Origin of the sequence: Serratia sp. X3 (assembly GCF_014982455.1) — a bacterium.
Lineage (GTDB): Bacteria > Pseudomonadota > Gammaproteobacteria > Enterobacterales > Enterobacteriaceae > Serratia > Serratia ureilytica.
The window spans coordinates 275,015-300,900 of sequence record NZ_JADCNB010000002.1 but is presented as its reverse complement, the minus strand read 5'-3'; the positions used below and the strand labels follow the sequence as shown (position 1 = coordinate 300,900).

Below are 25,886 nucleotides of genomic sequence, written 5' to 3'. Positions count from 1 at the left end.
TCTTTCACTGCGGTGGGAGAGGGGGCATCCATCCCTTTCCGCTAACGTCACCGGAGCTTGCCTCATGAAACGCTATCTGGACTGCAGCGCCAGCGATCTGGCCGATATCGGCAAAACCGATCTGCTCTACGCCATCCGCGCCAGTGAAGGGCGCATTTTGGTCAGCGAAACCATCGCGGTCACTCAGCCGCTGCTCAATAACGTCACCAACGCCGAACTGGCGGCCAGCCAGGGCGCCGACCTGCTGCTGTTGAACCTGTTCGACGTCGATCGTCCGCATATCGCGGGCCTGCCCGCCGACGTGCCGCCGCAGGAGGCGCTGCGCACGCTGCAGCGCCTGACCGGGCGGGTGATCGGGGTGAACCTGGAGGCCGTCGATCCGGCTTTCGCCAGCGAACATAACGACTTTTGGCAGATGACCGCGGGCCGCGCCGCCACCGCCGAGAATGCGCGCAAGCTGTATCAGCTCGGCGCGCGCATGCTGGTGCTGACCGGCAACCCGAACAATGGCGTCAGCAATCAGGCGATCGCCGCCGCGCTGAAAGCGATCCGCGAGGAAGTGGGCGACGAGATGGTGCTGGTGACCGGCAAGATGCACGGCGCCGGCATCGTGCGCGAAAGCGGCAGCCAACTGATCGGCGAGCAAGACATCGCGCTGTTCGTGGAGAACGGTGCGGACATCGTGCTGCTGCCGGCGCCGGGCACCATTCCCGGCATGTCGCAGGAGAAAGTGGCGGCGCTGATCGCCTTTGCCCAGCGGCAGGGGGCGCTGGCGATGACGGCGATCGGCACCTCGCAAGAGGGGGCCGACGTGCAGACCGTGCGGCAGATTGCGCTGATGAGCAAAATGGCCGGCGCGGATCTGCACCATATCGGCGATACCGGCTTTTTGGGGCTGGCGCTGCCGGAAAACATCTTCGCCTACAGCGTAGCGATTCGCGGCGTGCGCCACACCTACAGCCGCATGGCGCGTTCAATTAACCGCTGAAATGGCTGCCGCTTGCGGGCTTTTCTTCCGCTAGGCAACATTCGCAACCCATAGCTTAATAACGCCGGCAGACAAAGGTCGGGCTTTGAAGCGTACTGACCACATACAGGTTGCCGAGTACGTGTTCGACGGCGACATGGTAGGAGATTCGGGGATCTTCCGACTGCAAAAAGGTCGCCCAAAGGGGGGCGGGAACCGTATCTCCGGCATGTTTACGGTCGGCGGCGAATCGCAGCGTATACCCATCGCCGCCGCCATCCTCTTCATCCGTCTCATCGCCGGGGGTGTCATACACATAGTGAAGTTCGCGGTTCAGCACATAGGTTTTTTCTTGTCGCTCGATAAAGCCATTGAGCCTGATAAAGCCAGTGCCGTTGTGGTAGAGGAAAAAATACATCTTTGCTTTTAAAACCGCGGCGGGCTCCATGGCAGGGCCATAGCGGTTGCGCGTGGTGATCTCCGCTTCGCAACGCAGTAAGGTTTTAGGATGGTGCGACAGCTGGGCGACCTGGCTTGCCAGAGGCGCCATCAGCAATAACAAGCCGACGATGAAGCGTGTTTTTTTGTTCATGGCGTCATACCGTCGGTGTTTTTGATCGTGCGGCACCGGCCATATTGACCGGGTTGCACCAGATTGCAAATGGCGATGAAGGTGACCTGAAAAGGAAGATTGGGGTTGGCGATTTTGGTGTAGAACAGATCGGCGGGCGTCGTGCCGCAGTCGGTCGCTTCAGCTTTCAATGCAGCGGCAATTTGCGCTTGCGTTTCATGCCGGTCGTTCAGCGCGGCGGTTTCCAAAGTAAAAACGTTGCACAGCTCATGGCGATAAAAAAAATCGACCCTGGCGTTTTTGAACGCGTGAACCGGCCGGTTGAACCACAATAAAGCGCAGACGAGGCTAAAGCACGCAATCATCATCAATACAGCGGCAAGGGGCGCTTTTTTTGCCTGGCAGATATTCCCATGCCGTTTTAACAGCGCGCTGGCTCGGGTCAACAGGGGGGGAATAACCGTTTTTGGGTTGTCCGGTGAGCGCATGTTTTCGCATGAGGTAATTTCCGCTTCAAGAATGAAACCCAGCTTGGGGATGGTAATAATGATTTGCGGATCCAGTGCCAGCGATTCAAGCGCTTTTCTTATCTCACTGATGCAACCATTCAGATTATTGTTTGAACCCACAAAACCATTATCTTCCCAGACCCGCTGCATCAAATGCCTGCGGGTGAGCATCTCTTTATGATGGGTAACCAACTCTAACAATAAGCGGGTGGCAGGGTTAGATAACGGCATAAAAGATTCCCGTTCATTGATGATGAACAATGCGCGTTCGGCAGGTGAGAAAATAATCATCTGATTAATGACGTATTCCATAATGTGCTGCTTGCCCTTATAGCGACGGCGAAATTTAGCGAGGACAGAGTTATCTATTATTTTTCACCCGTCAAGATGATGGCGGTTTTTTCATGTTGTGAAATTTTTGGCGAAAGTTTAAACGTACGGATGTTGCCAGTTTTATAATATTAGGTTTTCTTTGTTTTGGTTTTTAATTCTTTATTTATATATTTTTAGGAATTAAGAACTGTTTTCATGGTTAAATGCAATACATATTTCTTGTTTTTGGCTGCGGCGATACTATGGAACTCGCTGGGTAATGCGACAGGATTTTGCCGTAAATCCACGTTTAAATTGCGGGTTTTCTTTGTTTGACGCCTGAATGGCCAAGAGGAAAAGGTATGTTTAAAAGAAGCTGGACGCTTTTACGCTATAGGCGAAAATTCTTTGAAGCTATTCAATCTGTCGGGATTGTGATGGCGATAGTTACCGGGCTGGTGTTGCTGGCAGGCATTTCGTTTATTGCAATTGAAAAATGGCTCAGCCTTTTCTGATGGTTTTTCGGATATATATTTTGGGATGAAGTTATTATGTCTATTCCATGTTTAAAGTTCATGGTGATGGTCTATGTCAGCGTATTGCTTTTGTTGGGTGGCTATATTTATCACTATGATATGAACTATTTCTCGCTGACGTTTCCATATTCTCTTGTGATTGGGGGGGGCCTGTTTGCTTTATTGGGCGTCGGCGGCGCGATCCTTTTTTTGCGAAAAACGTGGGGGATGACCCCCGCGTGTTTTTTCTTTGCGCTGGGCGCGGTGATATTGCTGCTGCCCCTTTTTTATTCTCGTGCCGAGTGGGGCGTGCTTACCGTCGGGCGAATGGCCTGCCTGTTTGGCAGTTGGATTATTTACTTTATCCTATTGCAATATCGGGTCATGCCACACGTGCGTATTGCGTTTATCTATACGCTGGTATTAGCCGCAGCCGTGGGAGGCATTTGGCTTTTTTCCTTCCCGGCCGAGGCGGCGGCGGGCTATGCCGGCAGCGGGGGGCGTTGGCCGGATGCCGCGAGCAGTATATTGGCGAGCGGATTATTGGCGGGATGGGGTCTGACGGTGTTGCCTCGGTTCCGCATGTTGCGCCGAGATAGCGAGCGATGGCGTATTTTACTCTTGCTGCCGCTCTTGATCGGTTTATCCGCCGCGCTGGGCTGGGGGGCATCGCAGACCGTTTGTCTCAGCGTGCTATTGGGTGCCGCGCTGCTGACCCTGATGTTTGTGCGCAGATACCCGCTGCATTGCGTGCTCGCGCTGCTGATGACGGCATTGGGATGCTGCCTGGCGATATTGGCGGATGAATTGAACGCCGGCGTTCGTTTGTCGAATGCCGCGCCTTGCTGCGATACGCTGCTTGATTCGCTGGCGCTGGTGGCAGAGCGGCCGTGGTCAGGATGGGGCTATGGCCGATTCGAGCATGGCTTTGAGCATTTACAGGCCCATGCGCTGCCCGCGGTAGCGCGGGCTGGCGCAGCGCGGCAACCCTATAACGAGCTCCTGCTGTGGTGGATAGAAGGCGGCGTCGTTGCGTTGGCGGGCATGCTGTGCCTGCTGGCGGGCGTGGCGGCGCTGGTGCGCCAAACATGGCGACGGGAGCGCATCGCCGCCCGCTTGCACAGCCCGGCCGCCGGGGAAGAGGCCGCGTTGGTGGCGAGCGGCATTCCCTTGCTGCTGTGCGCGCAGTTTTCCTACCCGTTCGGGCTGTCGCTCATCCAATGGGCGGTTTTGACGCTGCTGCTCGTTACATTGGATGGGCGCAGCAGGTTCAGCGCCGGCCGGTTTTGCCGGTTTGTTTTCGCGCGGAGGGAAACGGCGTGAACACGGTCATCAATATCGCCTTCCTGGATATCGACCGCTTTTTTGTCGCCGGGACGTATCGGGCGCTGAGCGACTATTTTGGTGAACGTGGCATCGAGGCGCGCTGCTGCGAGCCGATGAATGCCGACCTTGTGTTCCAGGCGATCGCCAAAGGCGACATGGCGCGTTTTTGCCATCCTCCCCATGCTCCTCACGCCCTTTATCTCGCCGTTTACGATCTCAGAGAAGCCCGCATTCGCGCCATTTCGGGGTGCCTGAGGGAAGCGGGCAGGGTGTACCGCAATGAAGGCGTCGCAAAGCTGTTGCACACGGTAGCGCGGGTGATAAAAGGCCGAACCGGCGGCGCCTGCGGTTTTTCTTGTTGCGCCTGGTGTCAGCCGTTGCCATTGACGCCGCAGGAAAAACAAGTGATGCGTTACCTGAGTTGGGAAATGACGCCGACCGCCATTGCCCGTCGGCTTCGGGTCAGCATCAAGACGGTGAGCACGCATAAACGGGCGGTGATGAGAAAGATGCATTTTCAGCGCGATGCGGAGCTTTACCGCTGGTTGCGTCAGGGGGGATTCGGTCCGGGAAATGGCGATAGCCACATCGTCTGAGCGATGGCATGGCAGGTCCGGGCCTGATGGCCCGGAGCGACTTACCAAAACAGCGGCGTGGTGCTTTCGGCCAGAAATGCCAGCAGCGTTTCATTGACCGCCGCCGGATTTTCCTTGTTGCTGATATGCCCGGCGTTGGGGATCAGCACATGTCGGCAGCCGAGAAGATCCGCCATGCGCTGGCCTTCCGCCGGCGGGCGCGGCTTATCCTGCGCGCCGGTGATGACGATGCTGGCGGCGGTGATGTGTTCCAGCAGCGCCAGCTTGTCGGGGCGGCCGAAGATCATCCGGCCCAGCGGCACGATGCTTTCGCGCAGGCGCTCGGCGGGCAGGCTTTGCAGATGGGCCAGCAACGGCTGCGACAGCGCAGCGGGCACGTCGTCGGAATAGAACTGCGCGGCGATATATTCCAGCAGCGGCGGCGTAATGGCGCCGGCCTGTTCCACGGCGGCCAGCATGCCCATATAGCGCTGCCGCGCCTCTGGGGTTTCGTCGCCCAGGTAGCTGTCCAGCAGCGCCAGCACTTTCACCCGCTCCGGCGCCAGCGCCGCCAGTTCGGCGCCCCACATGCCGCCGACGGACAGGCCGACGATGCCGAACTCTTCAATATCCAAATGATCCATCAGCGCCAAATGATCGGCGGCGATATCCGACAGGCTGTTTCGCCCGGGCGGCAGCGCCGGTGAATCGCCGTGGCCCCAGAGATCCGGCACGATGAGGCGGTAGCGTTTAGCCAGCGCTTCGAACTGCGGCGCCCACATATTCAGATCGAACAGATAGCTGTGGCCCAGCAGCAATGGAAAGCCTGAACCTACGTCGAGATAATGCAGGGATTTGCCCATCGTTGGCATCTTATCGGTTCCTTATATAAAAAGAGTCCCGGCTGCTTATATCACACTCATATTCGACCCACGGTATTAATTTACCTTAAATTACTCAGGCGGAGGCTTATTTTTAATTACCCATTGCTAACAAGACGTCAATAAAAGGTGACATTAAGGAAAATATTCTGGTCGATGCCAGAGCCTTGGTTTATGCTGGCGCTCCTTTCGGTATGGAATAGATAAACAGGGAGTCGCGATGAAAAGACTTTTCAGACTATTAATTATTTTGCTTGTCATTTTGCTGCTGGCGGCGGTGCTGTGGTGGTTCTTCGGGCGCGGCAATCCGAATGCGCTGTGGCAGATAGTCAGCCAACAGTGCGTGCCCAATCAGCAGCAGAACCACGATCCCGCGCCCTGCTTAAAGGTGGATTTAACCGAGGGATATGTGCTGTTTAAGGACAGCAAGGGCCCTTACCACGATCTGGTGATGCCGGCCGAAAAGGTCAGCGGCATCGAGAGTCCGATATTGCAAGCGGAGCGAACGCCGCCTTATTTCGCCCAGGCCTGGAATAACCGCGAACATATATCCAGCGAGCTGGGTAAACCGTTAAAAGACGCATGGGTTTCTCTGGCGGTCAATTCGAAATATGGCCGCTCTCAAAATCAGCTGCATATTCACGTTGCCTGTTTGCGCCAGGATGTCTATAACGCGCTGGGGGAACAGGCTGAGCAATTAGATCAACAGTGGCGGCCGCTGGCGGTGAAATTGGTCGGCCATCAATATCTGGCCAGAAAATTGGCGGGCACCGATTTAACCCAGGAAGATCCTTTCCGCTTGTTGCAAAACTACGTGGTCGAGCAGGGCGACAGCATCGGCAATTACGGCCTGGCGCTGGCGGTCAGCCCGAAGGGCGAGATGCTGCTGTTGGCAAACCGTCTGAAGTTGACCGATCTCAACCTGGGGTCGGCCGGTGAAATTCAGGACTACCGGTGCGAGATCGCGGGGAACTGAGTTTTTCTTATCGCTCCCCGTCGCTGGGGAGCGTATGCCGTGCGATACGAACTAACCAAATGTATTAACTCGTTTTTATTTTATTCTCCCTCATCTGCTTGATCCTGTTCTCATGTCCGATCTATTATTTGTTTGCACAAGCAAATAAATAATCGAGAGTAACCCGACATGTCACAACCGCGTAAACTTCCTGCTGCACTGGGCATCCATCTGGATGTGACCAATCGCCTGTGGCGCACGGCGATGGACCAGTCGGTGAAAATGACCAATCTGACGCGCCCGCATTGGCTGGCGCTGAGTGCGATTGCCGATCTGGGGGATGGCTGCACGTTGAAAGACGTTTCGCAGCATTTGAACGCCGAAGTCTCGACGATGTCGCGCGCGCTGCTGTTTCTGGAAAAAAATCGGCTTATCGCTCGCGATGCTCTGTCCGAAGATAAGCGCGCCAAAGGGGTGAGAATGACCGAGGCCGGGCAGGAGATGCTGGCGCAGTTGGATCATTCCAGCCAGCAAGCGAGGGAAAAACTGCTCAATGGCATTTCGGCCAACGATCTGGAGGCTTTTTACCGCGTATTGTTTGGCATCAAGCATAACGCGATAGCGATGCTCGAACAGGAAAATCTGTTGCCAGACGAGTTTGCTCTTCTGGCGGAGGAGCGAGTGGGTGCGATGAAGCCGGAAGGTGAAGCGTGAACGGCCGCTGGCGGAGAGCACAACAGCTGTGCGTTATCGCGTTGGGGATCTTCTCCTGCTCGGTCTTCGCCAGCCAGAATGACCAACAGGTCATCGCACGGGGAAAATATCTGGCTACCGCCGCAGATTGCGCGGCTTGTCACCGCGGCAGCAGTCAACAGGACGCCCCCTATGTCGGCGGTTATGCCATCGCGTCGCCGATGGGCGACATCATCGCCAGCAATATCACGCCCGCCAAAGGAACCGGCATTGGCGACTACAGTGAACAAGAGTTTCGCCGCGCGTTAACGCAGGGCATTCGGCGGGACGGCCAACCTTTGTATCCCGCCATGCCTTATACCGCTTATCGGGGGCTGAGTGATGACGATCTGCACGCGCTGTATCGCTATTTTATGGCCGGTGTCGCACCGGTCGATCGTGCGGTGCCTGAGACCCAACTGACGTTCCCTTTTTCCTGGCGTTATGCGATCCACGGCTGGAACTGGCTGTTTCTGAAAAAGACGCCCGTCGATGCAGACGAGAGGAAGGCGCGTGGCCGCTATCTGGTGGATGTGCTGGGGCATTGCTCGGCGTGTCACAGCCCGCGTAACGGGATGATGGCGGAACGCGGCGATCGCTATCTGGCAGGAGGAGAAACCGGCGGTTGGATCGCGCCGAATATCACCTCGGATCCCGTGAGCGGCATCGGCGGCTGGAGCCAGAAAGAGTTGGTGCAGTATCTGCGGACCGGGCGCAATGACAAAGCTCAGGCTGCCGGCGGCATGGCGGAGGCGGTGGAGCATAGCCTGCGTTTCCTGAGTGACGACGATCTCGACGCCATCGCCGACTGGCTCAAACAGACGCCGCCGCTTGTCACCGTACAAGGAACGAAAGCGGCCTATCAATATCAGGGGGGCGGTAAAGGCCGTGCCGCCGGACAGGCGCTGTATGCCGCTTCCTGTGCCAGCTGCCATCGTCTGGGCGGCGAGGGGGCTTATGACGGCCATTTCCCTTCTTTGATGCACAACACCACCGTAGGCAGCGAACGGGCCAATAACCTGATCATGGTGATGCTGTATGGCGTGCAGCGTCAGGGGGAGACGCTGCAGACCTGGATGCCGGGGTTCGCCGATAGTCTGGATGACAGGCAACTGGCTGAATTGGGCAATTACGTATTGCAGCAATTCGGCAATCCGGCGGTCAGGATAACGCCGGAGCAAGTGGCTCTGCAGCGGGCGGGCGGTGAAAAACCGCTGTTGATTACGTCATTGCCTTATGTGTTCTGGGGCGGCGTATTGTTGGCATTGATCGTCATTGGGGCGTGGGTGAAACGTCGGGTGAAGCATTGATCCAAGAGAGGATGGCATGAAGTTTAATCTGAACGGCCAGGCGGTCGAATTTAACGGCGAGCCGGATACGCCGCTGCTGTGGGTGATCCGAGAACATTTTAAGTTAACCGGCACCAAGTTCGGCTGCGGTATCGGCGCCTGTGGCGCTTGTACGGTACATGTCGACGGTAAGGCTGTGCGTTCATGCTGTTATCCGCTGCAATTGGTGCGCGATCGGCAGGTGACCACCATCGAAGGGCTGTCCATCGATCGCCGTCATCCGGTGCAGCAGGCCTGGATTGCGGAGGACGTGCCGCAGTGCGGCTACTGCCAATCAGGCATGATCATGGCGGTCAGTGCGCTGCTGGCGGAACACCCGAGTCCGGACGATCGGCAGATAGATACGGGCCTGACCAATCTGTGCCGCTGTGCCACTTACCACCGGATCCGTGCGGCGGTGCACCGCGCCGCCGACAAGGGAGAACCCTGAGTATGGCGATCACCCGCAGAACCTTGATAAAAGGCAGCGCGTTGGCAGTGGCCGCCATGCTGCTGCCGATATCGACGCGCAGCCTGGCGGCCGTGGTTTCACAGGACGTGGCGCCTCCGGACAACCAGTACGAATTGAACGATTGGATCTGGATCGATCGCGATGGGCGCATCGTTATCGGCGTGTCGCAATGTGAAGTCGGGCAGGGGATTTACACCGGCCTGGCCGAAGTGGTGGCGGCGGAGATGGATGCCGATTGGGCGCAGGTGACGGTGAAATTCGTCACCGGCCGCGACGCTTACCGTCAGGTTGCCGGGGGCGAGGCTTTCGCGCAGTTTGTCGCCGCCTCAACCTCCATGACCAAATTTCATCAGCGTGCCCGGCTGGCCGGCGCACAGGCGAGAGATTTCTTTCTGCGGGCCGGCGCAAAACATTTCGCGCTTTCACCATCGCAGTGCCGTACGGAGAAAGGCTGGGTGCTTGAGAAAGGCGGGAAGCGCAAGGTTGCCTATGGCGATTTGGTGCGCTATGCCGCCGAGCTGCCGTTGGATCCGCAGCCTGCTTTAAAGAGTGAGGCGCAAGAGCGAGAGAGTGTCATTGGCAAGCCGCTGTTGCGGGTCGATACGCCGGAGAAAGTGGATGGCAGTGCGATTTACGGTATTGATATCGACTTGCCGGAGATGCTGATCGGCGTCCCCTGGATGGTGCCCGACCTTAGCGGAAAGCTGGTCGCCGTGCGTAATGAACGACAGATTCGGGCCATGCCGGGCGTGGTGGATCTGGTGTTGACCCGGCAGTGGTCGATGAACAACATGGTCGGATTGGATCATGATATGTCACTCAATACGGTGATCGTGGTGGCGGCGAGTTACTGGCAGGCCAAAAAGGCGGCGGATTTGCTGGAGGTCGACTGGCTGCCGGGCGCAGGAAAAGCGCTGACCGGCAGCGTGATTGCGGCGGAGAATTTGGCGATGCTGGATGGCGATACACTGGTGCCGGCGGTCGATCGCGGCGAGGCGTCGGCGTTGATTCGTGGCGTTGAACAAGGTTCGCGCTTGCATGAGGCGCGTTACAGCGCACCTTATGTGGCGCACGCTACCCTGGAGCCTTGCAATGCCACCAGCCATTACGGCGAGGGCCGTATCGAAACCTGGGGCCCCTTCCAGGGGCAGGACATGGTGCGTAACATTCTGGCGAAAATGTTCGGGCTGAAGCCGACGGATGTGGTGGTGAATACGACCTATCTGGGGGGCAGCTTTGGACGCAAATATCTGCCGGATGCCGTGATGCATGCTACCGTCGCCTCCCGGGCGGTGGGGAAACCGGTCAAAGTGATCTATCCGCGCGAGATCGACATGCGGCACGAATACTATCGTCCGGCCTGCATCAGCCATTATCGGGCGCTGTTGGATGAAAACGGCTACCCGCAGGCGCTGTGGGCGCGCTATGCCGGGCAGTCTCTCTTCTGGCAAATGCGACGCGAAACGGTCAACGACGCCGGGGGATGGGATGAAAGTATGGTGGAGTGCGTTTACAGCACGCCGTATCGCATTCCTCATCTGAAGGTGGAGGCCGGCATCGTCGAACAGCCGATTTCCCTGAGCTATCTGCGCGGTGTCGGCAGCGTCGCCAGTCTGTTCTTTTTGGAAAGCTTTATCAGCGAACTCAGCCATAAGGCAAACCGGGACGAATACCAATATCGACGGCATCTGTTGCAGGACAGCCCGGAAGCGTTGCGCGTCCTGGACGCCACTGCGGCGGCGGCGGGGTGGCAGCATGAACCGCCGTCGGGTGTTTATCGCGGTATGGCGTGCAATATTTGGGTTGGCCGCAATAACGCTTTCACCACCTACGTCGGTTTGGTGGTTGAAATCGCCATTCAGGAGGGGCGACTACGGGTGCTGCGCGCGGTATGCGGGATTGACTGCGGTAAGGTGATAAACCCGAACCTGGTGCGTGCCAACGTAGAGGGCGGCATCGGCTTTGCGCTGACCACCTGTCTGCACAGCGAGCTGCATTTTGAACGGGGTGGCGTGGTGGAAGGGAATTTCGATCGTTATCCGCTGCTCGCGATCGCCGAAATGCCCAAGGTGGAAGTGGTGGTACTCGACAGTGCGCGTGCGCCGCAGGGATGCGGGGAAGTGTCGACTGCGGTGGTCGCCCCGGCGATGGCCAGCGCGCTGCATAAGGCCACCGGCAAAACCTATCGTACTATGCCGTTCCCACGCGAGTTCTCGTCGGTGTAACGGCCCGCCGGTTCGGTCAGCCGGCGGGCCGTGCGGTCAGAGCTTTTTCAGCAGCGCCAGCAGTTGCGCTTCGCTTTTCTCCGCTAATCCGTCGATCGCCAGCTTGATGATGTCGGAGCGGGTGATGCGCACGATGCCGTTGCGCGCCGCCTGCACGATCACTTCATCGATAGCGTCAATGTGGCTGTCCGTCAGGCTGACGGAAATCGCCTTATAGGTGCGCTTACGGCCGGCCGGCTTGGCTTCCGGCGCGGGCGCCGCTACCGGCAATGTATGCGAGGTGGCGCTGTTGATGAATTCGTCTTCCGACATGCGGTGGGTAGGGGTGCGTTTCTTCACAGGATCACCTCTTTCACCAGGCATTCAATTTCGCTCTGCGCCTTTTCATTGTTCGCCTCGTGCACGGTGATGGCTTCACCCCAGGCGTCGCGGTAAATCTTGCGGTCGCACAGGCGGTTGCTCACCAGGGTGAACTCCGGGTATTCACTCAGCACCTGCGCCGCTTCGTTGGCTTCATTAATAAAGATATTGGTCGGGCACATGTTCAATACGATGTAGCCTTTGACCTTCTCGTTGTATTCCTGCGCGGTGGAGAACATCTCCGACAGATAGCCGATGGTGTCGAGATCCATCTGCGAAGGGCGCAGCGGCGAGAGGAACAGATCGGCGGCCAGCAGGCCGGAGCGCAGTTCGGCGCTGTCGCGGCCGGCGGTATCGACGATCACGTAGTCGTAATGGCGATCGAGCTCCAGCAGCGTTTCCTTGATTTTACCCGACGCGGCCACCACCGGAATGTGCGGCAGCCCCTCGACGTTCTGACGGTCGTTGTACCAGGTCATGATCGATTTCTGGTCGTCGGCATCGACGATGATCGCCGTCTTGCCTTGCTTAAGAATCAGATACCCAGCGATATTCACTGCTTTCGTCGATTTGCCGACGCCGCCTTTTTGCGAGCCAATCAGAACAATCATGCTGCCATCTCTCAAGTTATTAAGCGGGTAACTTATTAAGTTAATGTGCTTATTAGGTTGATAATTAAACAGGTTAACAAGAATAACTCGCGAACAATATGCACCAACTGCGGCGGCTTGCCAAGCCAGTATGTTGTTAACTGCGCAGCTTATTTTGCGGTGAATGGACCGGATGGGTAAGTAGGAATTCTCTGGGAAGTGGCGGAACGGAAGAGGCTTTTGTTAGTTTAACAGCTTAATAAGTTAGTGGCTCATTAAGCTGTCGATGGCGTTACTTCTTCATCATCGCCTTCAGGTTGGCGAACGGGTTGTGGGTGGCGACGCCGATATCTTTTTGCGCATCTTCACCGGCCACCACCGTCGAACCGTATTGATCGGCCTCGGTGTATTTCGAGTGTTCGTGGTCGTGGCAATACAGACACAACATTTCCCAGTTGCTGCCGTCTTCCGGGTTGTTGCTGTGATCGTGATCGATGTGGTGCACCGTCAGCTCGCGCAGGTTGGAATAAACGAATTCGCGCGAGCAGCGCCCGCATACCCAGGGGAACAGTTTCAGCGCTTTTTCGCGGTAGCCGGTTTCCAGCTTCGCATAGTTTTTGGGGATATAGGCCATGGTGGTTGTCCGTTGTGAATCACTATGCGGTAAATAATACCACACAGCGTGCGGCTACAACGTGCGGCTCATCTTGCCGTTGTCAAAAGTCTCCACCGCCCAGTCGATGAACGCCCGCAGCTTGCCGCTGAGGTGGCGATTGGATGGGTAGACCACGTACATCTGCTCCGGCGGCGGCTGCCAGTCGTGCAGCAGGCTGACCAGTTCGCCGCGCTCGAGGTGCGGCTGCGCCATAAACCGATAGATCTGGATGATGCCCAGGCCGGCCAGGCTCGCCGCCAGCAGGGCGTTGCCTTCATTGATGCTGACCGGGTAGCGCTGTTGGATGGCGATCTCTTTGCCGCGCTCGACATAGCGTTGCGGATGGATGCGGTCGTTGACCGGATGGCGGTAGTGCACCATCGGAAAACCCTGTTCCAGATCGCACGGGTGGCGCGGGGTGCCGTGGCGCGCCAGATAAGTCGGGGTGGCGCAGCTGACCCAGTCCAGATCGAACAGACGCCGGGCGATCAGGCTGGAGTCGGCCAACGGACCGCTGCGGATCACGCAGTCGGCGCTGTCGCTAATAAGATCGATAACGCGATCGCCGATGCTGAGATCGATCTGGATTTGCGGGTAGCGTTCCAAAAAGCCGGGCAGCGCCGGCAACAGCAGTTGGCGGGCGGTGCCGCTGCCGGTATCGATGCGCAGCACGCCCTGCGGAGAATTCTGCGACTCGGTCAGACAGCCCTCCATCTGCTCCAAATCCGCCAGCCATTTCACCGTATTCTGGTAATAGCATTCGCCTTCGCGGGTGACCGACACGCTGCGGGTGGTGCGCTGGAACAGTTTGGTCTGCAGGTGATCCTCCAGATTTTGGATCAGCTTGGTGACCGTCGCTTTCGGCATGCCCAGCGAATCGGCGGCGCGGGTAAAGCCGCCGGTTTCCACGACGCGGTTAAATACCCGGATAGCGAGCAAATGATGGTCCATAGGTTCTCAACGCCATGCCCCGGCGGTGGCCGGGGCGTGTTTCTGCAGATAGATAATGATTAACACTGTTTAGCGCCAATCGCGCCGGCGCGCAAGCTGAGACCGAACACCAGAGCGGCGGAGAGGATCAGCGCGCCGCCGAACAGCATGGCGCTGCTGACGCCCTGCCAGTCCACCACCTCACCGCCCAGCAATGCGCCGGAGGCCAGCGCAATCTGAACGACGCACACCAGCAGCGCCTGGCCGGCTTCCGGCGCCTGTGGCACCGCGGCGAACATCCAGTTGGTGGCGCAGACCGGCACGGCGCCAAAGGCCAGCCCCCACACCAGCACCATCAGTGTGGCGCCGCCGAGGCCGCTGAGCAGCGGTGAGACGATCAGGATGCCCGCCAGCATGGCGGCGATCAGGATAAAGGTGGCGCGCAGGCTGTATTCCCCCAGGCGTTCGCCGAGGAAGGTGCCTAGCAGGCCGATGGCGCCATAGGCCAACAGCTGCAGCGAGATGGCCGACGGGCTGAGCACGAACACCTGCAGCAGCAGGGGCCGCAGATAGGTGTAGGCGGCGAAGTGGCCGATGAACAGCAGCACGATGGCGATCAGGCCGATGCGCGCCATCGGCAGACGCAGCGGCAGCACCAGATCGCGCGGCGTGACCGGTCGGGAAGGTGGTACCGACGTGAGTAAACGCAGCTGCGCCAACAGTACGCCGACCGCCAGCGCCGCACCGCCGAAGAAGGCGGCGCGCCAGCCGAACAGATCGCCGACCAGTGCGCCGATCGGCACGCCGCATACCGCGCCGACCGAAACGCCGCTGAGGATCAGCGCGGTGGCTCGCCCCTGGCTGGCTTCCGGCACCAGATGGCGGCCATAGTTGGCGGCGAACGACCAGAAGCCGCCGACGCAGATGCCCAGCAGCACGCGGCCGAGCAACATCATCGGAAAGTTGACGGCCAGCGCCGCCACCAGATTGGATACCACCAGCAGCAGCGACAGCCCCAGCATCAATAAACGCCGATCCAGGCGGCCAGACATCAGGCTCAATACCGGTGCGGCCACCGCTGCCACGATGCCGGGCATGGTGACCATCAGCCCGGCGGTGCCGGTACTGACGCCCAGCGAAGGGGCGATGTTGGTCAGCAGGCCGATCGGCAGAAACTCGGTGGTGACCATGACAAAACAGGCGACCGTCAGCGAGAAGATCGCCGGCCACGGGGATGATGCAGGGTTATCTTTATTATTCAGCATAATACCGCTCTTCTCAGGTGAATGCGCAGGCCGCGCTCGGGGCGCGGCGTGATCAAAGTCACAATCTACGGCAGGCCGAAGGCGCAGATAAATCCGCTGGCGGTGTTTACACTGTTTCTGAGGGGGAACAATGACGGCAGCGAGTTAAAACGCGGCTTGCGCCGCGCCAAGGGGAAAGGAATAAAACGGTATAAGGTTATGACCGGGACGCGCGCGGCGCTAGAGCCCCGGTGCTTTCCACATGGAGGTGGTCAGGCCGTTATCCACCAGCGTCAGCTGATCGGCGTAAACCTGCCGCCAGTTTTCCTTCTGCTCCTGATACAAGGCGTGGTGGGTCATGTCCGGCTGATGTTCGCGCTCCCAGCGCACCAGCTGCTCGCCGGTTTCGGCCAGCGACGCGTAAAGCCCGGCGCCGACGCCGGCGGCGATCGCGCAGCCCAGCGCGGTGGCTTCTTTCACCACCGGCACGCGCACCGTCAGGCCGGTGACGTCGCTGAGGATTTGGCTCCACAGTTTGCCTTTGGCACCACCGCCGGCGAACACCAGCGAGCGGGCCTGCACGCCGGAGAAGGCGGCGATCTGTTCCAGATTACAGGCGGAGACGATGGCGGCATTCTCCTCCAGCGCGCGGAACAGCGTTTGTTTGTTGCAGCGTTCAGGATCGATAGACATGTTGATGAATGACGGCGCCGCGTGATACCAGGTTTTGAAATGCATGGCGTCGGAAAAGATCGGCATCACGCCGTAGGCGCCCGGCGGCACCCTGGCCGCCATCTCTTCCAGCAGGCTGTAAGCGTCGATCCCCAGTCGCTCCGCCAGCAGTTTCTCTTCGGCGCAGAAAGCGTCGCGGAACCAGCGCATGGTCAGGCCGGTAAAGAAGCTGATGGATTCCGCCTGCGCCATGCCGGGAATGACGTGAGGGTTAATGCGGATGTTCATTTCCGGATCGATGGCCGGTTCCGGCAGGTTGACGATTTGCTGCCAGAAGGTGCCGCCGAGCACCGCCGTCTGCCCGGCGCGCACGATGCCGAGCCCCAGACTGCCGAGCTGCACGTCGCCGCCGCCCATCACCACCGGGGTGCCGCGCAGCAGCCCGCTCTCCTGTGCCGCCTGCTCGGTGACGCCCCCCAGCACGCTGCCGGTCTCTTTCACCGGCGACAGAATATCGGCGCGCAGCCCGGCCATATCGAGCAGCGCCGGCCGCCAGTCGCGGCTGGTCAGATCCAGCATGCCGGTAGTACCGGCGTTGGAAGGATCGACCGCCAGCTCGCCGCTCAGCATGTAGGCCAGCCAGTCGCTGATCATGGTCAGCGTCGCCGCCTGGCGATAGATGTCCGGCCGATGGTGCGCCAGCCACAGCAGGCGCGGCATGGCGCTCAGTGCCAGCGTCTGGCCGGAGTACTGGTAGACCTCACGTTCGAAGCCTTGGTTGTGCAACTCTTTCAGTTCGCTGACTTCATGGCTGGCGCGCGCATCGACATTGGCGCAGGCCCAGATCGGCACGCCGTTGCGATCGTACAGAACGATGCCTTCACGCATCGAGCAGCAGGCCACCGCACGGATCGCCTGCGCGCCCAGCCCCGCGCGCTGCAACGCCTGGCGGATGCACTGGCAGGCCAACTGCCAGTTGCGGTTGAGATCGAATTCCATCGAGCCGGGCACGCCCGGCACCGCGAGGTGTTGCCACTCCGCCTGACCGTGCGCGATCTGATTGCCCGCCAGATCGAAGATCACCGCGCGAATGCTGCCTGTTCCTGCGTCCAGCGCCATCAAGTAGTTATCCATAGCCTATGCTCTCAGGGGGAGGAATAGTAACTATAGATGCCGCCGTCTTCCCTCGCCGGGGGCGGAGTGGGCATCGCCGGTGCGATTTGTGAGCCAGGCGGCAAAATTGCCGTTGCGGCAGGGCAATCGACGGGAATAAACCTATGGTTGGAAAGCGCCATGCTGCGGCGCGCCGTTTAAACAAGGAGCTGTCATGCACGTCACATTGGTAGAGATCAACGTTAAACAGGACAAGATCGACGAATTTATCGACGTTTTCCGCGCCAATCATCTGGGGGCGATCGAAGAGCCGGGCAACCTGCGTTTCGACGTGCTGCAGGATGAGCATATTCCGACGCGGTTTTACATCTACGAAGCCTATCGCGACGAGCAGGCGGTGGCGGCGCATAAGCAGACCCCACACTATCTGCAGTGCGTGGAGAAGCTGGAAGCGCTGATGACCGGCCCGCGCAAGAAAACCACCTTCATTGGCCTGATGCCGGAATAAACGCCGGCGTTTGCCGGTGTCCATGCGCCCGGTTTGGTTGTAACCTGCAAGGCAAAGCGAATTTTCAATGGGATAAGCGGGGCGAGGATGACATTGCGCGATCGGCTGTTGGCGCTGTTGGTGGTGGTGATCTGGGGCGTGAATTTCGTGGTAATCAAGTTCGGCCTGCAGGGGATGCCGCCGTTCCTGTTGGCCGGGATGCGTTTTTTACTGGTGGCGTTGCCGGCGATCTTCTTTATCCCGCGCCCGACCATCCCGTGGAAATGGCTGTTGCTCTACGGCATGACCATGAGCTTCGCGCAGTTTGCCTTTCTGTTTGTCGCCATCAAGGTGGGCATGCCGGCGGGGTTGGCCTCGCTGGTGTTGCAGGCGCAGGTGTTCTTCACCCTGCTGTTGGGTGTCGTGCTGATGGGCGAAAAGCTGCGCGTCAATCATTTCGTCGGCATCGCTATCGCCAGCGGCGGCATGCTGGCGCTGGCGCAGGCCAGCTTGCATAAGCCGGGCAGCGGCGCGGTCCCCCTGGCGGGCCTGCTGCTGACCCTGGCGGCGGCGTTCTCCTGGGCGCTGGGCAACCTGACCAACAAGAAGATCCTGGTCGGTTTCCCGCAGCGCAACATTTTGTCGCTGGTGGTGTGGAGCGCGCCGATCCCGGTACTGCCGTTCCTGATTTGCAGCTGGCTGTTCGACGGCCCGCAGGCGGTGCTGGCCAGCCTGAGCCATGTGCAGGTCGGCACCTGGCTGGCGGTTGCCTATCTGGCGTTCGCCGCCACGCTGTTCGGTTATTCGGTGTGGGGCAGCCTGCTGGGGCGCTACGAAACCTGGCGCGTCGCGCCGCTGACGCTGCTGGTGCCGCTGGTCGGGCTGTTCGCCGCCTGGCTGCTGCTGGACGAAGCGCTGTCACCGGCGCAGTTCGGCGGCGCGTTGCTGGTGCTGGCCGGTATGGCGGTCAATACCTTCGGGTTGCCGCGCCGACGGGCCGTCGCGGTGCGCTAAACCTAACAGGGCAATTCTGTTCAATACGTTGTCGGCGTGGCCCGGCATTCTGGCGCTTGTGAATTTTTCCTCAGGTGCCCTCATGAATAATATCTACCTTTCCATGGCCGCATTTGCGCTGGCGGCCTCCATCACGCCCGGCCCGGTCAACATCGTTGCATTGAGCGCCGGGGCGCAGTTCGGCTTTGGCGCGACCCAGCGTCACGTGTTCGGCGCCACGCTGGGGTTTACCCTGTTGCTGGTGCTGCTGGGTTTGGGTATGCACCAACTGCTGATCCTGTGGCCGGCGTTGACCCGCTTGATCCAATGGGCCGGCGTGGCCTTCCTGCTGTTTATGGCCTACCGGCTGGCGTTTGACGACGGCAGGCTGGGCAACGGCGAGGCGCAGGCGCCTTCCTGTTGGTACGGCGCGCTGATGCAATGGCTGAACCCCAAGGCGTGGCTGGCGTCGGTGGCCAGCCTCGGGGCGTTTGTCGGCGACGGCGACATCCGGCTGCTGTGGCAGTTCGCCGGGCTCTACTTCGTGATTTGCTATGCTTCGGTGGCCTGCTGGGCTTACGTTGGCGCGATGTTGCGCGGCCTGCTCAGGCAGGCGCGCAACGTACAGCGTTTCAATCGTGCGATGGCGGCGTTGCTGGCGGCCAGCGCCTGCTATCTGTTGGCGGAGGGTTTTTGATACTGGCCGGGCGTGGCGGCCAGCAGCTGTTTGAAGGTGCGCTGGAAGTGCGCCTGATCGGCAAAGCCGCTTTCGCTGGCGGCCGCGGCGATCGGCAGGCCGCTTTTCAACAGCCGATGGCCGTGCTGCACGCGGCGATTGACCAGATAGGCGTGCGGCGTCATGCCGTAGCGCTGGCGGAAGGCGCGGATCAGGTAGGAGGGCGAGAGCGCGGCGGCGCGGCAAATGTCTTCCAGCGTCAGCGACTGAGTGCAGTGCGCGTCGATAAACGCCGCCGCCGTTTCCAGTCGGGGGTGCGGCGGCGTCTCCGGCTGGCGGCCGCTGCCCAGCGCGAGCTGCAGGGCGCTGAAATACTCCACCAGGGCGATCTGTTTTTCCAGCGCGCCGCACTGCGCGTTCGTCAGTAGCGCGTACAGTTGGTTCAGCCCGTTGAACAGCGCCGGATCGCGGCTGAGCGGCCGGCTGAAGGGGACAAAGCGGTCGCCGTCGCCGCCCATCATTTCCTGCTGCAGCGCGCCGAGCCAGGCGAGATCGAGATAGAACATGATGTATGACCAACGGCGGTCGGCGATCGGGTTGCAGGCATGCGCCTGCTGCGGATTGATGACAACCACATCGCCGGCGCCGACCTGCATGCGCCGCTCGCCGTTGATATAGGTGCTGACGCCGCCGGTGATGGCGCCGATGGAAAAGAATTCGTGGCTGTGCAGGCTGTAGCACACTTTGCGGCCATCATTGATGGCGCGCGCTTCGACAAAAGGCAACTGCGGGTCGCGCCAGAACTGGGGCGTTTTTTCACTCATGCGCTTTCCTTTTCACTGCGGCGGCATCACAGTGTTATAGCCTGAAAGCGACGAAAAGGGGAATGGCGGATGATGATTTTTAACGTGTTCGGCCGCCTGGTAGGCGTGAAGCGTATCGGGGACGAATGGCGGCTGTTCCGCGTGACGCTGCCGGAGCGCAAATATGCCCCCAGCTACGATATCATGTTGCCGGCGGATCTGCGCGAAGAGGAGATCGCCGGCTATCTGGGGGATATCTATCACGAAGCCGCGACCCCGCAGCGGCCGGACGTGTTTCGCGTCGAGTAGCGCGGGCGTTACTCTTCCGCGTTGCGCGCCATGAGGCGGCGCTGATGTTCCTCGCTGGCGGCCTGGATCTCTTCCAGCACCGAGCCGACGTCGGCGCGCTTCTGAATTTCGCTGAATCGGCCGCTGAGGACGCTGTCCGGCGTCAGCGTGCCTTCCTGATACAGCGCCCAGATCTCTTTGGCATATTGGCTGTCGCGCAGCTCCGGCGCAAATTGGCCGTAATATTCCGCCAGATTGTTGATATCGCGCTCGAACATGCTTTTGGCGTGGTTGTTGGCGGCGGCGTCCACCACCTGCGGCAGATCGATGATCACCGGCCCGTCTTTATCCATCAGCACGTTGAATTCCGACAGATCGCCGTGCACCAAGCCGGCGCACAGCATGCGCACCGCGTAGTTCATCATCAAAGCATGACCGGCGCGCGCCTGTTCCGGCGTCAGGATGACATCGCTCAGACGCGGCGCCACCAGGCCTTCCTCGTCGGTGATCAGCTCCATCAGCAGCACGCCGTCCAGGCAGATGTCCGGCTGCGGCACCCGCACCCCGGCCCTGGCCAGCAGATACAGCGCGTCCACTTCGGTGTTCTGCCAGGCTTCTTCCTGTTGCTGACGGCCGAATTTGGAGCCTTTGCTCATGGCGCGCGCGTCGCGGCTGTTGCGCACCTTGCGCCCTTCCTGGTAGTGCACGGCCTGCTTGAAGTTGCGCTTCTCGGCTTCTTTGTACACTTTGGCGCAGCGGATCTCATCGCCGCAGCGCACGATAAACACGTCGGCTTCTTTGCCGCTTTTCAAACGGCGGATGACTTCGTCGATTAACCCGTCATCCACCAGCGGCTGGAGTCGTTTTGGAATTTTCATGCAGCCTTGTACCCTATTTAGGCTCCGGTGTGAATGGCTTGCGCAGTTGATAGCGTAAGTTAGACCCGAAAGGCAAACATTAGTTTTGCCGCCGCGGCATCATTGCGCGGCGGCGGGCGTTCACAGGCTGCCTGTCGGCACCCAGACGCTGACGCTGCCGGCGTTGACCGGGAAATGGGCGCTGCCCTGGTCGTCGGTGGTGATTTCCTCCTGGCGGTTACCGAGGAAATCGCGCCAGGCGGTGCGCGCCAGATCGGCGCCGAGCGCGACCGTCTTGCCGCTTTCGCCGCCGTTGGTCAACACCACCACGCAGCCGGGGGCGTCGGCGGTGCCGGCGCGGCTGAAGGCCACGCAGTGGCTGTCGTCGAAGTAGTCGGTTTGCGGGCCGTTGGCGAAGCGCTGGCGGGCGGCGATCAGCTTCTCCAGCTCCGGGATCGCCGGCATGTCGATCGGGTATTCGCCGCCGTCGCGCCCTTTATCGCGGTAACTGGCGCCATAAAGGTCGGGGTAAAACACGCAGGGCACGCCCTGTTCGCGCAGCAGGATCAGCGCGTAGGCCAGCGGTTTGAACCAGGGTTCCACCGGCGCCTCCAGCGATTGCAGCGGCTGGGTATCGTGGTTGGCCACCAGCGTCACCGCGTGGGCCGGATCGGCGGCGGTCAGGGTATCGGTGAAGATCTGCGCCATGTCGAAGCCGTCGCCCTGTTTCGACGCCTGATGAAACTTCAGGTGCAGCGCCACGTCGAACAGCATCACTTTGCCGTCCACCAACTCGATGTATTGTTGCAGCGCGCTGAGATCGTGCGACCAGTATTCGGCGACGATAAACAGATCGCGCTGCGCGCTGTCGCGCACGTGATCCGCCCACTCTTTGAAAAACCAGGCGGGAATGTGTTTGGCGGCGTCCAGGCGGAAGCCGTCGCACGGCAGCGTGTCCAGCAGCCAGCGCGCCCAGTATTTGAGCTCCTCCGTCACGGCAGCGTTGCGGAACTCCACGTCGGCGCCCATCAGGTAGTCGTAGTTGCCTTTCTCGTCGTCGACCTGATCGTTCCAGCCGTCGTCGCCGTAGTCGTTGGCGATTTTAAACACCCCTTTATCGTCCGGCTGCTCAACGTAATCGACGCCGCTGAAGCATTTGTAATCCCAGATAAACTCGGAATGCGCGCCCTGGCGGCCGGGGAAGGTGAAGCGGGTATAGGCCAGCGCGTCGAAGCCCTGGTCGTCAATGTCGTTGCGGTTGTTGGCGTCCACTTTGAACACGTGTACCCGTTCTTTTTCGTCCGCGCCGAGCTTGTGGTTGAACACCACGTCGTAAATCACCCCCACGCCGTGTTCGCGCAGCGCAGTGGCGGCGTGTTCGAGCGCCGCCTTGTCGCCGTATTTGGTGGCCACGCTGCCTTTCTGGTCAAACTCGCCCAGATCGAACAGATCGTAGGTGTCGTAACCGACGGAGTAACCGCCGGAAGCGCCTTTGTAGGCGGGCGGCAGCCACAGATCGGTAATGCCCAGTTCGGCGAGGTGCGGGGCGCGTTCGGCGGCCTCCTGCCACAGTTTGCCGCCGTCGGGGTAGTACCAGTGGAAGAATTGCAGCAGGGTGGTTTTTTTCGTCATGAGCCAGCGTCCCGGTTAGCCAGAAGGAAAGGAGCAGTTAAAGCATGGGCTACTTTTGGCAAAAGGGACAAGTTTGGCATAGGCGGCCCGAGAAGGCCGCCCGAGAGACTGCTTAACGCTGGCTGGCGTAATGAGGCGAGCGCGGGCCATAAAGAATGGCGCCGTTCTGACCTGTTGCCGACAGGAGGCGAGTGTTGGCGATGGCGCCAATGTCGAACCCTTTGTCGCTGATGGTATCCGCGATTTGTGAAATCGCGGCGCTGATCACCATGCCCAGCAGGCCACCGGAATTGTTGTTGCCTTCGTTGCTGGATGCGGTGGCGGTGCCGGCCCACAGCTGTTTGCCGTTGCGCAGGTCAACCAGGCGAGCGGCTACGGTAACGCGAGTTTCGCTGCTGATCACCATGTAGCTGGTACCGTATTGCGTGACATCCAGGTACAGCACGGTGTCGGCGCCGAAAATCTGGTGCAGTTTTTTCGGACTGACGGCGCGGATGTCGTTGGCGTTGGTTAGACCGTTTTGCAGGAAGGTTTCCTCCACTACAGCGACCGGCAGCACATAGTAACCGGCCTCGGCCAGCGGTAAGGTTGTACTGGCGAGCACGCTGTGGCTGGCTTTGACATCCGGCGACTGATTAACCGGCGGCAAGACCAGGATCGACTTCGGCTTGCTCTCATGGAATGCCGCATAGTCATAAGGCGTTTGCTTGGCACAGCCGCTCAGCAACAGGATGGCGGTAACGCTGAGGAAAGTGAGTACACGCTTCATTTAAAGCTCCCCTTATCCTTGGCCATCAGGAAATTCATAAACGGTGCCGATTCCGGGAACAGCGTTTTTTCCGTGTTGAATTCATTCATGGCTTGTCCGTCGTTGCCGGTTTTGCTGTACAGCAGACCCAGTTGCGCATGCAGCCCCGGCGGTACGGCTTTATCCTTGGCGCGGGATTTCTCGACGATCTCTTTCAGCGTAGCGATCTGCTGCTCAGGGCTTTGCCCATCCTGCTGGTAGTATTGATAAAGAGAAGTTTGGTAGCCATCCCAATTGTAAAGCGTTTTCGGCGCGGCGCAGCCGGCCAACAGGGTCGCTGCAAACAGCGCCCCGCCCATTTTTTTAGTTATCATCTTTCTGCTTCTAGTCCGTTAGTGAGCAGGGCGCCATGCGCCGTTTTCGATACCGGTAACCAGGTTATTGACGGCTTCACGCACGGCCAGATCCAGCACCTTGCCGTTAAGGGTGGAGTCGTAGCTGGCGGTGCCCCCGAAACCGATGATTTCGCGATTGGACAGTTCGTATTCACCGGCGCCCTGAGAGGAATAGACGACTTCTGAGGTCTGTACGTTCACGACGTTCAGATTAACTTTGGCGTAAGCGACCTGTGATTTACCACGGCCCAAAATGCCCCACAGCTGATGATCGCCGACTTCTTTGCGGCCGAATTCGGTGACATCGCCGGTAATCACATAGTTGGCGCCTTTCAGCGTTTGTGCTTTCCCTTTAATGCCGGCTTCAGTTTTCAACTCTTCCATGTTGGCGCGATCCAGCACGTTGAAACGGCCAGTCTGCTGCAAATGCGTGATCAGGATAGTCTTGGACTGATTGCCCAGCCGATCGACGCCATCGGAGAAGATGCCATTCATGTAGCTGGAGCGGTTGTCGAATTTGCCGACGGCGATAGGGCTGCGTGGGCCCTGATAAGAGGTGTTGTAGGAAGCCACTTTCGGCACTTCCAAAGAGCGGGAGGATTCGGTCGCGCAGCCCGCCAGTAAAGTGACGGAAAGGGCGACGGAACAGACGGCGAGTGATTTTTTCATTGGCATGCGATCTCTCCATGAGCATAAAACGGCGCGGGAGCAACCCGCGCCCGATGTTTCCATCACGAGCGTTGTCGCCGTTATGGAAGCGTCGCGATCCTGCCATGAATATGTAACAAATTACAACAAGATATCGGCATTAATGCCGCTATTAACATTGTTGTAACCTATTGTAATGCAATGGATTGATATCGATTTCTTCTCTTATCCGCAGATTTTTTCATGATTGTATGTTTTTTAACTGGTTTATTGTTTTATCAACATTAAATTAATGAATTTTTATTCTGATTTTTTTGAATTAATCAGTTTACTGTATTGGGTAATGTAACGTTTTGCATCAGCTCCTCTGTTATACCGGGGTTCATGGCGGTTTGATGATCCGTTAAGGTAGTGAGAATTAGGTAACACTATCAACTAAATCTCATTTTTTATCGGTAGCTAATTGGGGATATCAATTGTGAACATCAGGGATTTCAGAGCATTGGCGCGCAATTTGGTCAGAGAATTCGGCATGTTGAACAAGCAGAGCAACGGCTCGCGCTTTTCGCCGCTGCAGATCCATCTGATGATCGAAGTTAGCGAGCAGCCGCTGGGCGTCACCGAGCTGGCGGCCCGGCTGTGCATCGACAAGGCCAGCGCCAGCCGGGCGCTGCGCAGCCTGGTGGCCGCCGGCGTGATAGAAACGGTGGATCATCCGGATGACAGGCGGCACAACCTGCATCGGCTGAGTAAACAGGGCGGCAAGACGCTGGCCGGCATCGAGAACGACGCCGACGGCTTTATGCAGGCGGCGCTGGCGCAGTTGGATGACGATGAGCTGGCGAGCACCACTGCGGCGATGAAAAAGATGACCGCGGCGCTGCGCAGCGCGCGCAAACAGCGCGACGCCAATCTGCGGGTGCGGCCGATCGCCGCGCGCGACGATGCGGCGATGGCGGCGATCATTCGCGAGGTGTTTCGCGAGTACGGCATGGACAAGATGGAAGGGGTCAGCCTGCACGATCCGGATCTCGATCGGCTGACCGGCCTGTATCATGACAACGGCGGCCGCTACTGGGTGCTGGAGCGGGACGGGCAGGTGGTGGGGGGCGTCGGCATGGCGCCGCTGGCCGGCGAAGAGCCCGGCTATTGCGAACTGCAAAAACTGTTCTTCAAACCCGGTGCGCGCGGGCTGGGCATGGCGCGCTATATGGTGGTGCAGGCGCTGAAGGCGGCGCGGGCGGCGGGGTACCGCTACTGCTACCTGGAAACCACCGAACAGTTGAAAGAGGCGATCGGGTTGTATTACGCGCTGGGTTTCACGCTGCTGACGGAACGGCGCGGCAATACCGGCCACCACGGCTGCAATGTGTGCATGCTGAAAAATCTGCAGAACGACGATATGTGAGCGGTTTCAAGGTTAACGC

The 25,886-nt window shown here is 59.3% G+C and carries 29 protein-coding genes; 14 read left to right on the top strand and 15 right to left on the bottom strand.

Annotated elements, in window-relative coordinates; genetic code table 11:
- Positions 1 to 64: 64 nt before the first annotated feature.
- Positions 65 to 988: a PEP phosphonomutase gene (locus IMX17_RS11740; RefSeq protein WP_046896856.1), complete on the top strand. Its 924-nt coding sequence runs from the start codon at positions 65 to 67 to the stop codon at positions 986 to 988.
- A 55-nt stretch (positions 989 to 1,043) separates the two neighbouring features.
- Here the strand turns inward: IMX17_RS11740 and IMX17_RS11735 are convergent, their stop codons facing one another.
- The gene (locus tag IMX17_RS11735; RefSeq protein WP_182264925.1) at positions 1,044 to 1,559 is read right to left on the bottom strand and encodes a hypothetical protein; all 516 of its coding nucleotides are present in this window, start codon (positions 1,557 to 1,559) and stop codon (positions 1,044 to 1,046) included.
- Positions 1,556 to 2,359, bottom strand: coding sequence for a winged helix-turn-helix domain-containing protein (locus IMX17_RS11730; protein WP_182264924.1), 804 nt, complete (start codon positions 2,357 to 2,359; stop codon positions 1,556 to 1,558). The genes IMX17_RS11735 and IMX17_RS11730 overlap by 4 nt, the downstream gene beginning before the upstream one ends.
- A gap of 362 nt (positions 2,360 to 2,721) precedes the next feature.
- Here IMX17_RS11730 and IMX17_RS11725 point away from each other — a divergent pair, with 362 nt between their 5' ends.
- The 3 genes from IMX17_RS11725 to IMX17_RS11715 are packed head-to-tail and all read left to right on the top strand — an operon-like array spanning position 2,722 to position 4,796.
- Positions 2,722 to 2,874: a hypothetical protein gene (locus IMX17_RS11725; protein ID WP_182264923.1), complete on the top strand. Its 153-nt coding sequence runs from the start codon at positions 2,722 to 2,724 to the stop codon at positions 2,872 to 2,874.
- Positions 2,875 to 2,910: 36 nt separating this feature from the next.
- Entirely contained in the window at positions 2,911 to 4,197 is a 1,287-nt protein-coding gene (locus tag IMX17_RS11720) for an O-antigen ligase (protein WP_182264922.1), read from the top strand.
- Positions 4,194 to 4,796 (top strand): LuxR C-terminal-related transcriptional regulator, encoded by a 603-nt coding sequence (locus tag IMX17_RS11715; RefSeq protein WP_182264921.1) that lies wholly within the window; start codon positions 4,194 to 4,196, stop codon positions 4,794 to 4,796. Before IMX17_RS11720 ends, IMX17_RS11715 begins: the two co-directional genes overlap by 4 nt.
- A 41-nt stretch (positions 4,797 to 4,837) precedes the next feature.
- On the opposite strand, the gene IMX17_RS11710 is transcribed toward IMX17_RS11715, so the two are convergent.
- Positions 4,838 to 5,638 carry an alpha/beta fold hydrolase gene (locus IMX17_RS11710; protein WP_094142463.1) on the bottom strand — a complete coding sequence of 267 codons (801 nt, stop codon included), beginning with the start codon at positions 5,636 to 5,638 and terminating at the stop codon, positions 4,838 to 4,840.
- A gap of 238 nt (positions 5,639 to 5,876) precedes the next feature.
- On the opposite strand from IMX17_RS11710, the gene IMX17_RS11705 reads away from it, so the two are divergent.
- From IMX17_RS11705 to IMX17_RS11685, 5 genes are all read left to right on the top strand, one after another.
- Positions 5,877 to 6,632: a CDP-diacylglycerol diphosphatase gene (locus tag IMX17_RS11705; protein WP_182264920.1), complete on the top strand. Its 756-nt coding sequence runs from the start codon at positions 5,877 to 5,879 to the stop codon at positions 6,630 to 6,632.
- A 168-nt stretch (positions 6,633 to 6,800) separates the two neighbouring features.
- The gene (locus tag IMX17_RS11700; protein WP_182264919.1) at positions 6,801 to 7,325 is read left to right on the top strand and encodes a MarR family winged helix-turn-helix transcriptional regulator; all 525 of its coding nucleotides are present in this window, start codon (positions 6,801 to 6,803) and stop codon (positions 7,323 to 7,325) included.
- Positions 7,322 to 8,653 (top strand): cytochrome c, encoded by a 1,332-nt coding sequence (locus IMX17_RS11695; RefSeq protein ID WP_182264918.1) that lies wholly within the window; start codon positions 7,322 to 7,324, stop codon positions 8,651 to 8,653. Before IMX17_RS11700 ends, IMX17_RS11695 begins: the two co-directional genes overlap by 4 nt.
- 16 nt (positions 8,654 to 8,669) lie before the next feature.
- Entirely contained in the window at positions 8,670 to 9,122 is a 453-nt protein-coding gene (locus tag IMX17_RS11690) for a (2Fe-2S)-binding protein (RefSeq protein WP_046896859.1), read from the top strand.
- 2 nt (positions 9,123 to 9,124) lie between these two features.
- The gene (locus tag IMX17_RS11685; RefSeq protein WP_193549796.1) at positions 9,125 to 11,368 is read left to right on the top strand and encodes a molybdopterin cofactor-binding domain-containing protein; all 2,244 of its coding nucleotides are present in this window, start codon (positions 9,125 to 9,127) and stop codon (positions 11,366 to 11,368) included.
- Positions 11,369 to 11,404: 36 nt separating this feature from the next.
- Here IMX17_RS11685 and IMX17_RS11680 read toward each other — a convergent pair whose 3' ends face one another.
- The 6 genes from IMX17_RS11680 to lsrK all read right to left on the bottom strand — a co-directional run bounded on the left by IMX17_RS11680 (position 11,405) and on the right by lsrK (position 16,953).
- The gene (locus tag IMX17_RS11680; protein ID WP_046896861.1) at positions 11,405 to 11,707 is read right to left on the bottom strand and encodes a hypothetical protein; all 303 of its coding nucleotides are present in this window, start codon (positions 11,705 to 11,707) and stop codon (positions 11,405 to 11,407) included.
- Positions 11,704 to 12,339: an AAA family ATPase gene (locus IMX17_RS11675; RefSeq protein WP_025301991.1), complete on the bottom strand. Its 636-nt coding sequence runs from the start codon at positions 12,337 to 12,339 to the stop codon at positions 11,704 to 11,706. The genes IMX17_RS11680 and IMX17_RS11675 overlap by 4 nt, the downstream gene beginning before the upstream one ends.
- A 271-nt stretch (positions 12,340 to 12,610) precedes the next feature.
- A complete protein-coding gene (gene yajD, locus IMX17_RS11670; RefSeq protein ID WP_004939576.1) occupies positions 12,611 to 12,952 on the bottom strand; it encodes an HNH nuclease YajD in 342 nt (113 codons plus the stop codon).
- A gap of 54 nt (positions 12,953 to 13,006) precedes the next feature.
- The gene (locus IMX17_RS11665) at positions 13,007 to 13,924 is read right to left on the bottom strand and encodes a LysR family transcriptional regulator (RefSeq protein ID WP_193549795.1); all 918 of its coding nucleotides are present in this window, start codon (positions 13,922 to 13,924) and stop codon (positions 13,007 to 13,009) included.
- A gap of 59 nt (positions 13,925 to 13,983) precedes the next feature.
- Complete coding sequence (locus IMX17_RS11660) at positions 13,984 to 15,168, bottom strand: MFS transporter (RefSeq protein ID WP_171453560.1); 1,185 nt, start codon at positions 15,166 to 15,168, stop codon at positions 13,984 to 13,986.
- 219 nt (positions 15,169 to 15,387) lie between these two features.
- Entirely contained in the window at positions 15,388 to 16,953 is a 1,566-nt protein-coding gene (lsrK, locus tag IMX17_RS11655; protein WP_193549794.1) for an autoinducer-2 kinase, read from the bottom strand.
- Positions 16,954 to 17,146: 193 nt separating this feature from the next.
- Here lsrK and lsrG point away from each other — a divergent pair, with 193 nt between their 5' ends.
- The 3 genes from lsrG (at position 17,147) to IMX17_RS11640 (ending at position 19,109) form a co-directional block, all read left to right on the top strand.
- The gene (gene lsrG / locus IMX17_RS11650; RefSeq protein WP_033642299.1) at positions 17,147 to 17,440 is read left to right on the top strand and encodes a (4S)-4-hydroxy-5-phosphonooxypentane-2,3-dione isomerase; all 294 of its coding nucleotides are present in this window, start codon (positions 17,147 to 17,149) and stop codon (positions 17,438 to 17,440) included.
- Between the two features lie 87 nt (positions 17,441 to 17,527).
- On the top strand, positions 17,528 to 18,433 hold the full coding sequence (locus tag IMX17_RS11645; RefSeq protein WP_182264915.1) for an EamA family transporter: 906 nt from the start codon (positions 17,528 to 17,530) through the stop codon (positions 18,431 to 18,433).
- An 82-nt stretch (positions 18,434 to 18,515) separates the two neighbouring features.
- Entirely contained in the window at positions 18,516 to 19,109 is a 594-nt protein-coding gene (locus tag IMX17_RS11640) for a LysE family translocator (protein ID WP_033642301.1), read from the top strand.
- Here the strand turns inward: IMX17_RS11640 and IMX17_RS11635 are convergent.
- A complete protein-coding gene (locus tag IMX17_RS11635; RefSeq protein ID WP_046896865.1) occupies positions 19,085 to 19,912 on the bottom strand; it encodes an AraC family transcriptional regulator in 828 nt (275 codons plus the stop codon). The two genes, IMX17_RS11640 and IMX17_RS11635, sit on opposite strands and share 25 nt — an antisense overlap.
- A 69-nt stretch (positions 19,913 to 19,981) precedes the next feature.
- Between IMX17_RS11635 and IMX17_RS11630 the strand changes: the two genes are divergently transcribed.
- Positions 19,982 to 20,200, top strand: a complete 219-nt coding sequence (locus tag IMX17_RS11630) for a hypothetical protein (RefSeq protein WP_193549793.1) — start codon at positions 19,982 to 19,984, stop codon at positions 20,198 to 20,200.
- Between the two features lie 8 nt (positions 20,201 to 20,208).
- Here the strand turns inward: IMX17_RS11630 and IMX17_RS11625 are convergent, their stop codons facing one another.
- The 5 genes from IMX17_RS11625 to IMX17_RS11605 all read right to left on the bottom strand — a co-directional run bounded on the left by IMX17_RS11625 (position 20,209) and on the right by IMX17_RS11605 (position 24,480).
- Positions 20,209 to 21,057 carry a PA4780 family RIO1-like protein kinase gene (locus tag IMX17_RS11625; protein ID WP_193549792.1) on the bottom strand — a complete coding sequence of 283 codons (849 nt, stop codon included), beginning with the start codon at positions 21,055 to 21,057 and terminating at the stop codon, positions 20,209 to 20,211.
- Between the two features lie 120 nt (positions 21,058 to 21,177).
- The gene (gene amyA / locus IMX17_RS11620) at positions 21,178 to 22,668 is read right to left on the bottom strand and encodes an alpha-amylase (protein WP_046896867.1); all 1,491 of its coding nucleotides are present in this window, start codon (positions 22,666 to 22,668) and stop codon (positions 21,178 to 21,180) included.
- A 112-nt stretch (positions 22,669 to 22,780) separates the two neighbouring features.
- Positions 22,781 to 23,437, bottom strand: coding sequence for a DUF799 domain-containing protein (locus IMX17_RS11615; RefSeq protein ID WP_046896868.1), 657 nt, complete (start codon positions 23,435 to 23,437; stop codon positions 22,781 to 22,783).
- On the bottom strand, positions 23,434 to 23,790 hold the full coding sequence (locus IMX17_RS11610) for a DUF4810 domain-containing protein (protein WP_046896869.1): 357 nt from the start codon (positions 23,788 to 23,790) through the stop codon (positions 23,434 to 23,436). The genes IMX17_RS11615 and IMX17_RS11610 overlap by 4 nt, the downstream gene beginning before the upstream one ends.
- Before the next feature lie 18 nt (positions 23,791 to 23,808).
- Entirely contained in the window at positions 23,809 to 24,480 is a 672-nt protein-coding gene (locus IMX17_RS11605; protein WP_046896870.1) for a CsgG/HfaB family protein, read from the bottom strand.
- A gap of 481 nt (positions 24,481 to 24,961) precedes the next feature.
- Here IMX17_RS11605 and IMX17_RS11600 point away from each other — a divergent pair, with 481 nt between their 5' ends.
- The gene (locus IMX17_RS11600) at positions 24,962 to 25,867 is read left to right on the top strand and encodes a helix-turn-helix domain-containing GNAT family N-acetyltransferase (protein ID WP_080350167.1); all 906 of its coding nucleotides are present in this window, start codon (positions 24,962 to 24,964) and stop codon (positions 25,865 to 25,867) included.
- Positions 25,868 to 25,886: the final 19 nt, after the last annotated feature.

Excerpts from the sequence above, each read along its gene's own strand:
- IMX17_RS11740 (WP_046896856.1), top strand. The coding sequence starts at position 65 with ATGAAACGCTATCTGGACTGCAGCGCCAGCGATCTGGCCGATATCGGC.
- IMX17_RS11735 (WP_182264925.1), bottom strand. The coding sequence starts at position 1,559 with ATGAACAAAAAAACACGCTTCATCGTCGGCTTGTTATTGCTGATGGCG.
- IMX17_RS11730 (WP_182264924.1), bottom strand. The coding sequence starts at position 2,359 with ATGGAATACGTCATTAATCAGATGATTATTTTCTCACCTGCCGAACGC.
- IMX17_RS11725 (WP_182264923.1), top strand. The coding sequence starts at position 2,722 with ATGTTTAAAAGAAGCTGGACGCTTTTACGCTATAGGCGAAAATTCTTT.
- IMX17_RS11720 (WP_182264922.1), top strand. The coding sequence starts at position 2,911 with ATGTCTATTCCATGTTTAAAGTTCATGGTGATGGTCTATGTCAGCGTA.
- IMX17_RS11710 (WP_094142463.1), bottom strand. The coding sequence starts at position 5,638 with ATGGGCAAATCCCTGCATTATCTCGACGTAGGTTCAGGCTTTCCATTG.
- IMX17_RS11705 (WP_182264920.1), top strand. The coding sequence starts at position 5,877 with ATGAAAAGACTTTTCAGACTATTAATTATTTTGCTTGTCATTTTGCTG.
- IMX17_RS11700 (WP_182264919.1), top strand. The coding sequence starts at position 6,801 with ATGTCACAACCGCGTAAACTTCCTGCTGCACTGGGCATCCATCTGGAT.
- IMX17_RS11690 (WP_046896859.1), top strand. The coding sequence starts at position 8,670 with ATGAAGTTTAATCTGAACGGCCAGGCGGTCGAATTTAACGGCGAGCCG.
- IMX17_RS11685 (WP_193549796.1), top strand. The coding sequence starts at position 9,125 with ATGGCGATCACCCGCAGAACCTTGATAAAAGGCAGCGCGTTGGCAGTG.
- IMX17_RS11675 (WP_025301991.1), bottom strand. The coding sequence starts at position 12,339 with ATGATTGTTCTGATTGGCTCGCAAAAAGGCGGCGTCGGCAAATCGACG.
- yajD (WP_004939576.1), bottom strand. The coding sequence starts at position 12,952 with ATGGCCTATATCCCCAAAAACTATGCGAAGCTGGAAACCGGCTACCGC.
- IMX17_RS11665 (WP_193549795.1), bottom strand. The coding sequence starts at position 13,924 with ATGGACCATCATTTGCTCGCTATCCGGGTATTTAACCGCGTCGTGGAA.
- IMX17_RS11660 (WP_171453560.1), bottom strand. The coding sequence starts at position 15,168 with ATGCTGAATAATAAAGATAACCCTGCATCATCCCCGTGGCCGGCGATC.
- lsrK (WP_193549794.1), bottom strand. The coding sequence starts at position 16,953 with ATGGATAACTACTTGATGGCGCTGGACGCAGGAACAGGCAGCATTCGC.
- lsrG (WP_033642299.1), top strand. The coding sequence starts at position 17,147 with ATGCACGTCACATTGGTAGAGATCAACGTTAAACAGGACAAGATCGAC.
- IMX17_RS11645 (WP_182264915.1), top strand. The coding sequence starts at position 17,528 with ATGACATTGCGCGATCGGCTGTTGGCGCTGTTGGTGGTGGTGATCTGG.
- IMX17_RS11640 (WP_033642301.1), top strand. The coding sequence starts at position 18,516 with ATGAATAATATCTACCTTTCCATGGCCGCATTTGCGCTGGCGGCCTCC.
- IMX17_RS11635 (WP_046896865.1), bottom strand. The coding sequence starts at position 19,912 with ATGAGTGAAAAAACGCCCCAGTTCTGGCGCGACCCGCAGTTGCCTTTT.
- IMX17_RS11630 (WP_193549793.1), top strand. The coding sequence starts at position 19,982 with ATGATGATTTTTAACGTGTTCGGCCGCCTGGTAGGCGTGAAGCGTATC.
- IMX17_RS11625 (WP_193549792.1), bottom strand. The coding sequence starts at position 21,057 with ATGAAAATTCCAAAACGACTCCAGCCGCTGGTGGATGACGGGTTAATC.
- amyA (WP_046896867.1), bottom strand. The coding sequence starts at position 22,668 with ATGACGAAAAAAACCACCCTGCTGCAATTCTTCCACTGGTACTACCCC.
- IMX17_RS11615 (WP_046896868.1), bottom strand. The coding sequence starts at position 23,437 with ATGAAGCGTGTACTCACTTTCCTCAGCGTTACCGCCATCCTGTTGCTG.
- IMX17_RS11610 (WP_046896869.1), bottom strand. The coding sequence starts at position 23,790 with ATGATAACTAAAAAAATGGGCGGGGCGCTGTTTGCAGCGACCCTGTTG.
- IMX17_RS11605 (WP_046896870.1), bottom strand. The coding sequence starts at position 24,480 with ATGAAAAAATCACTCGCCGTCTGTTCCGTCGCCCTTTCCGTCACTTTA.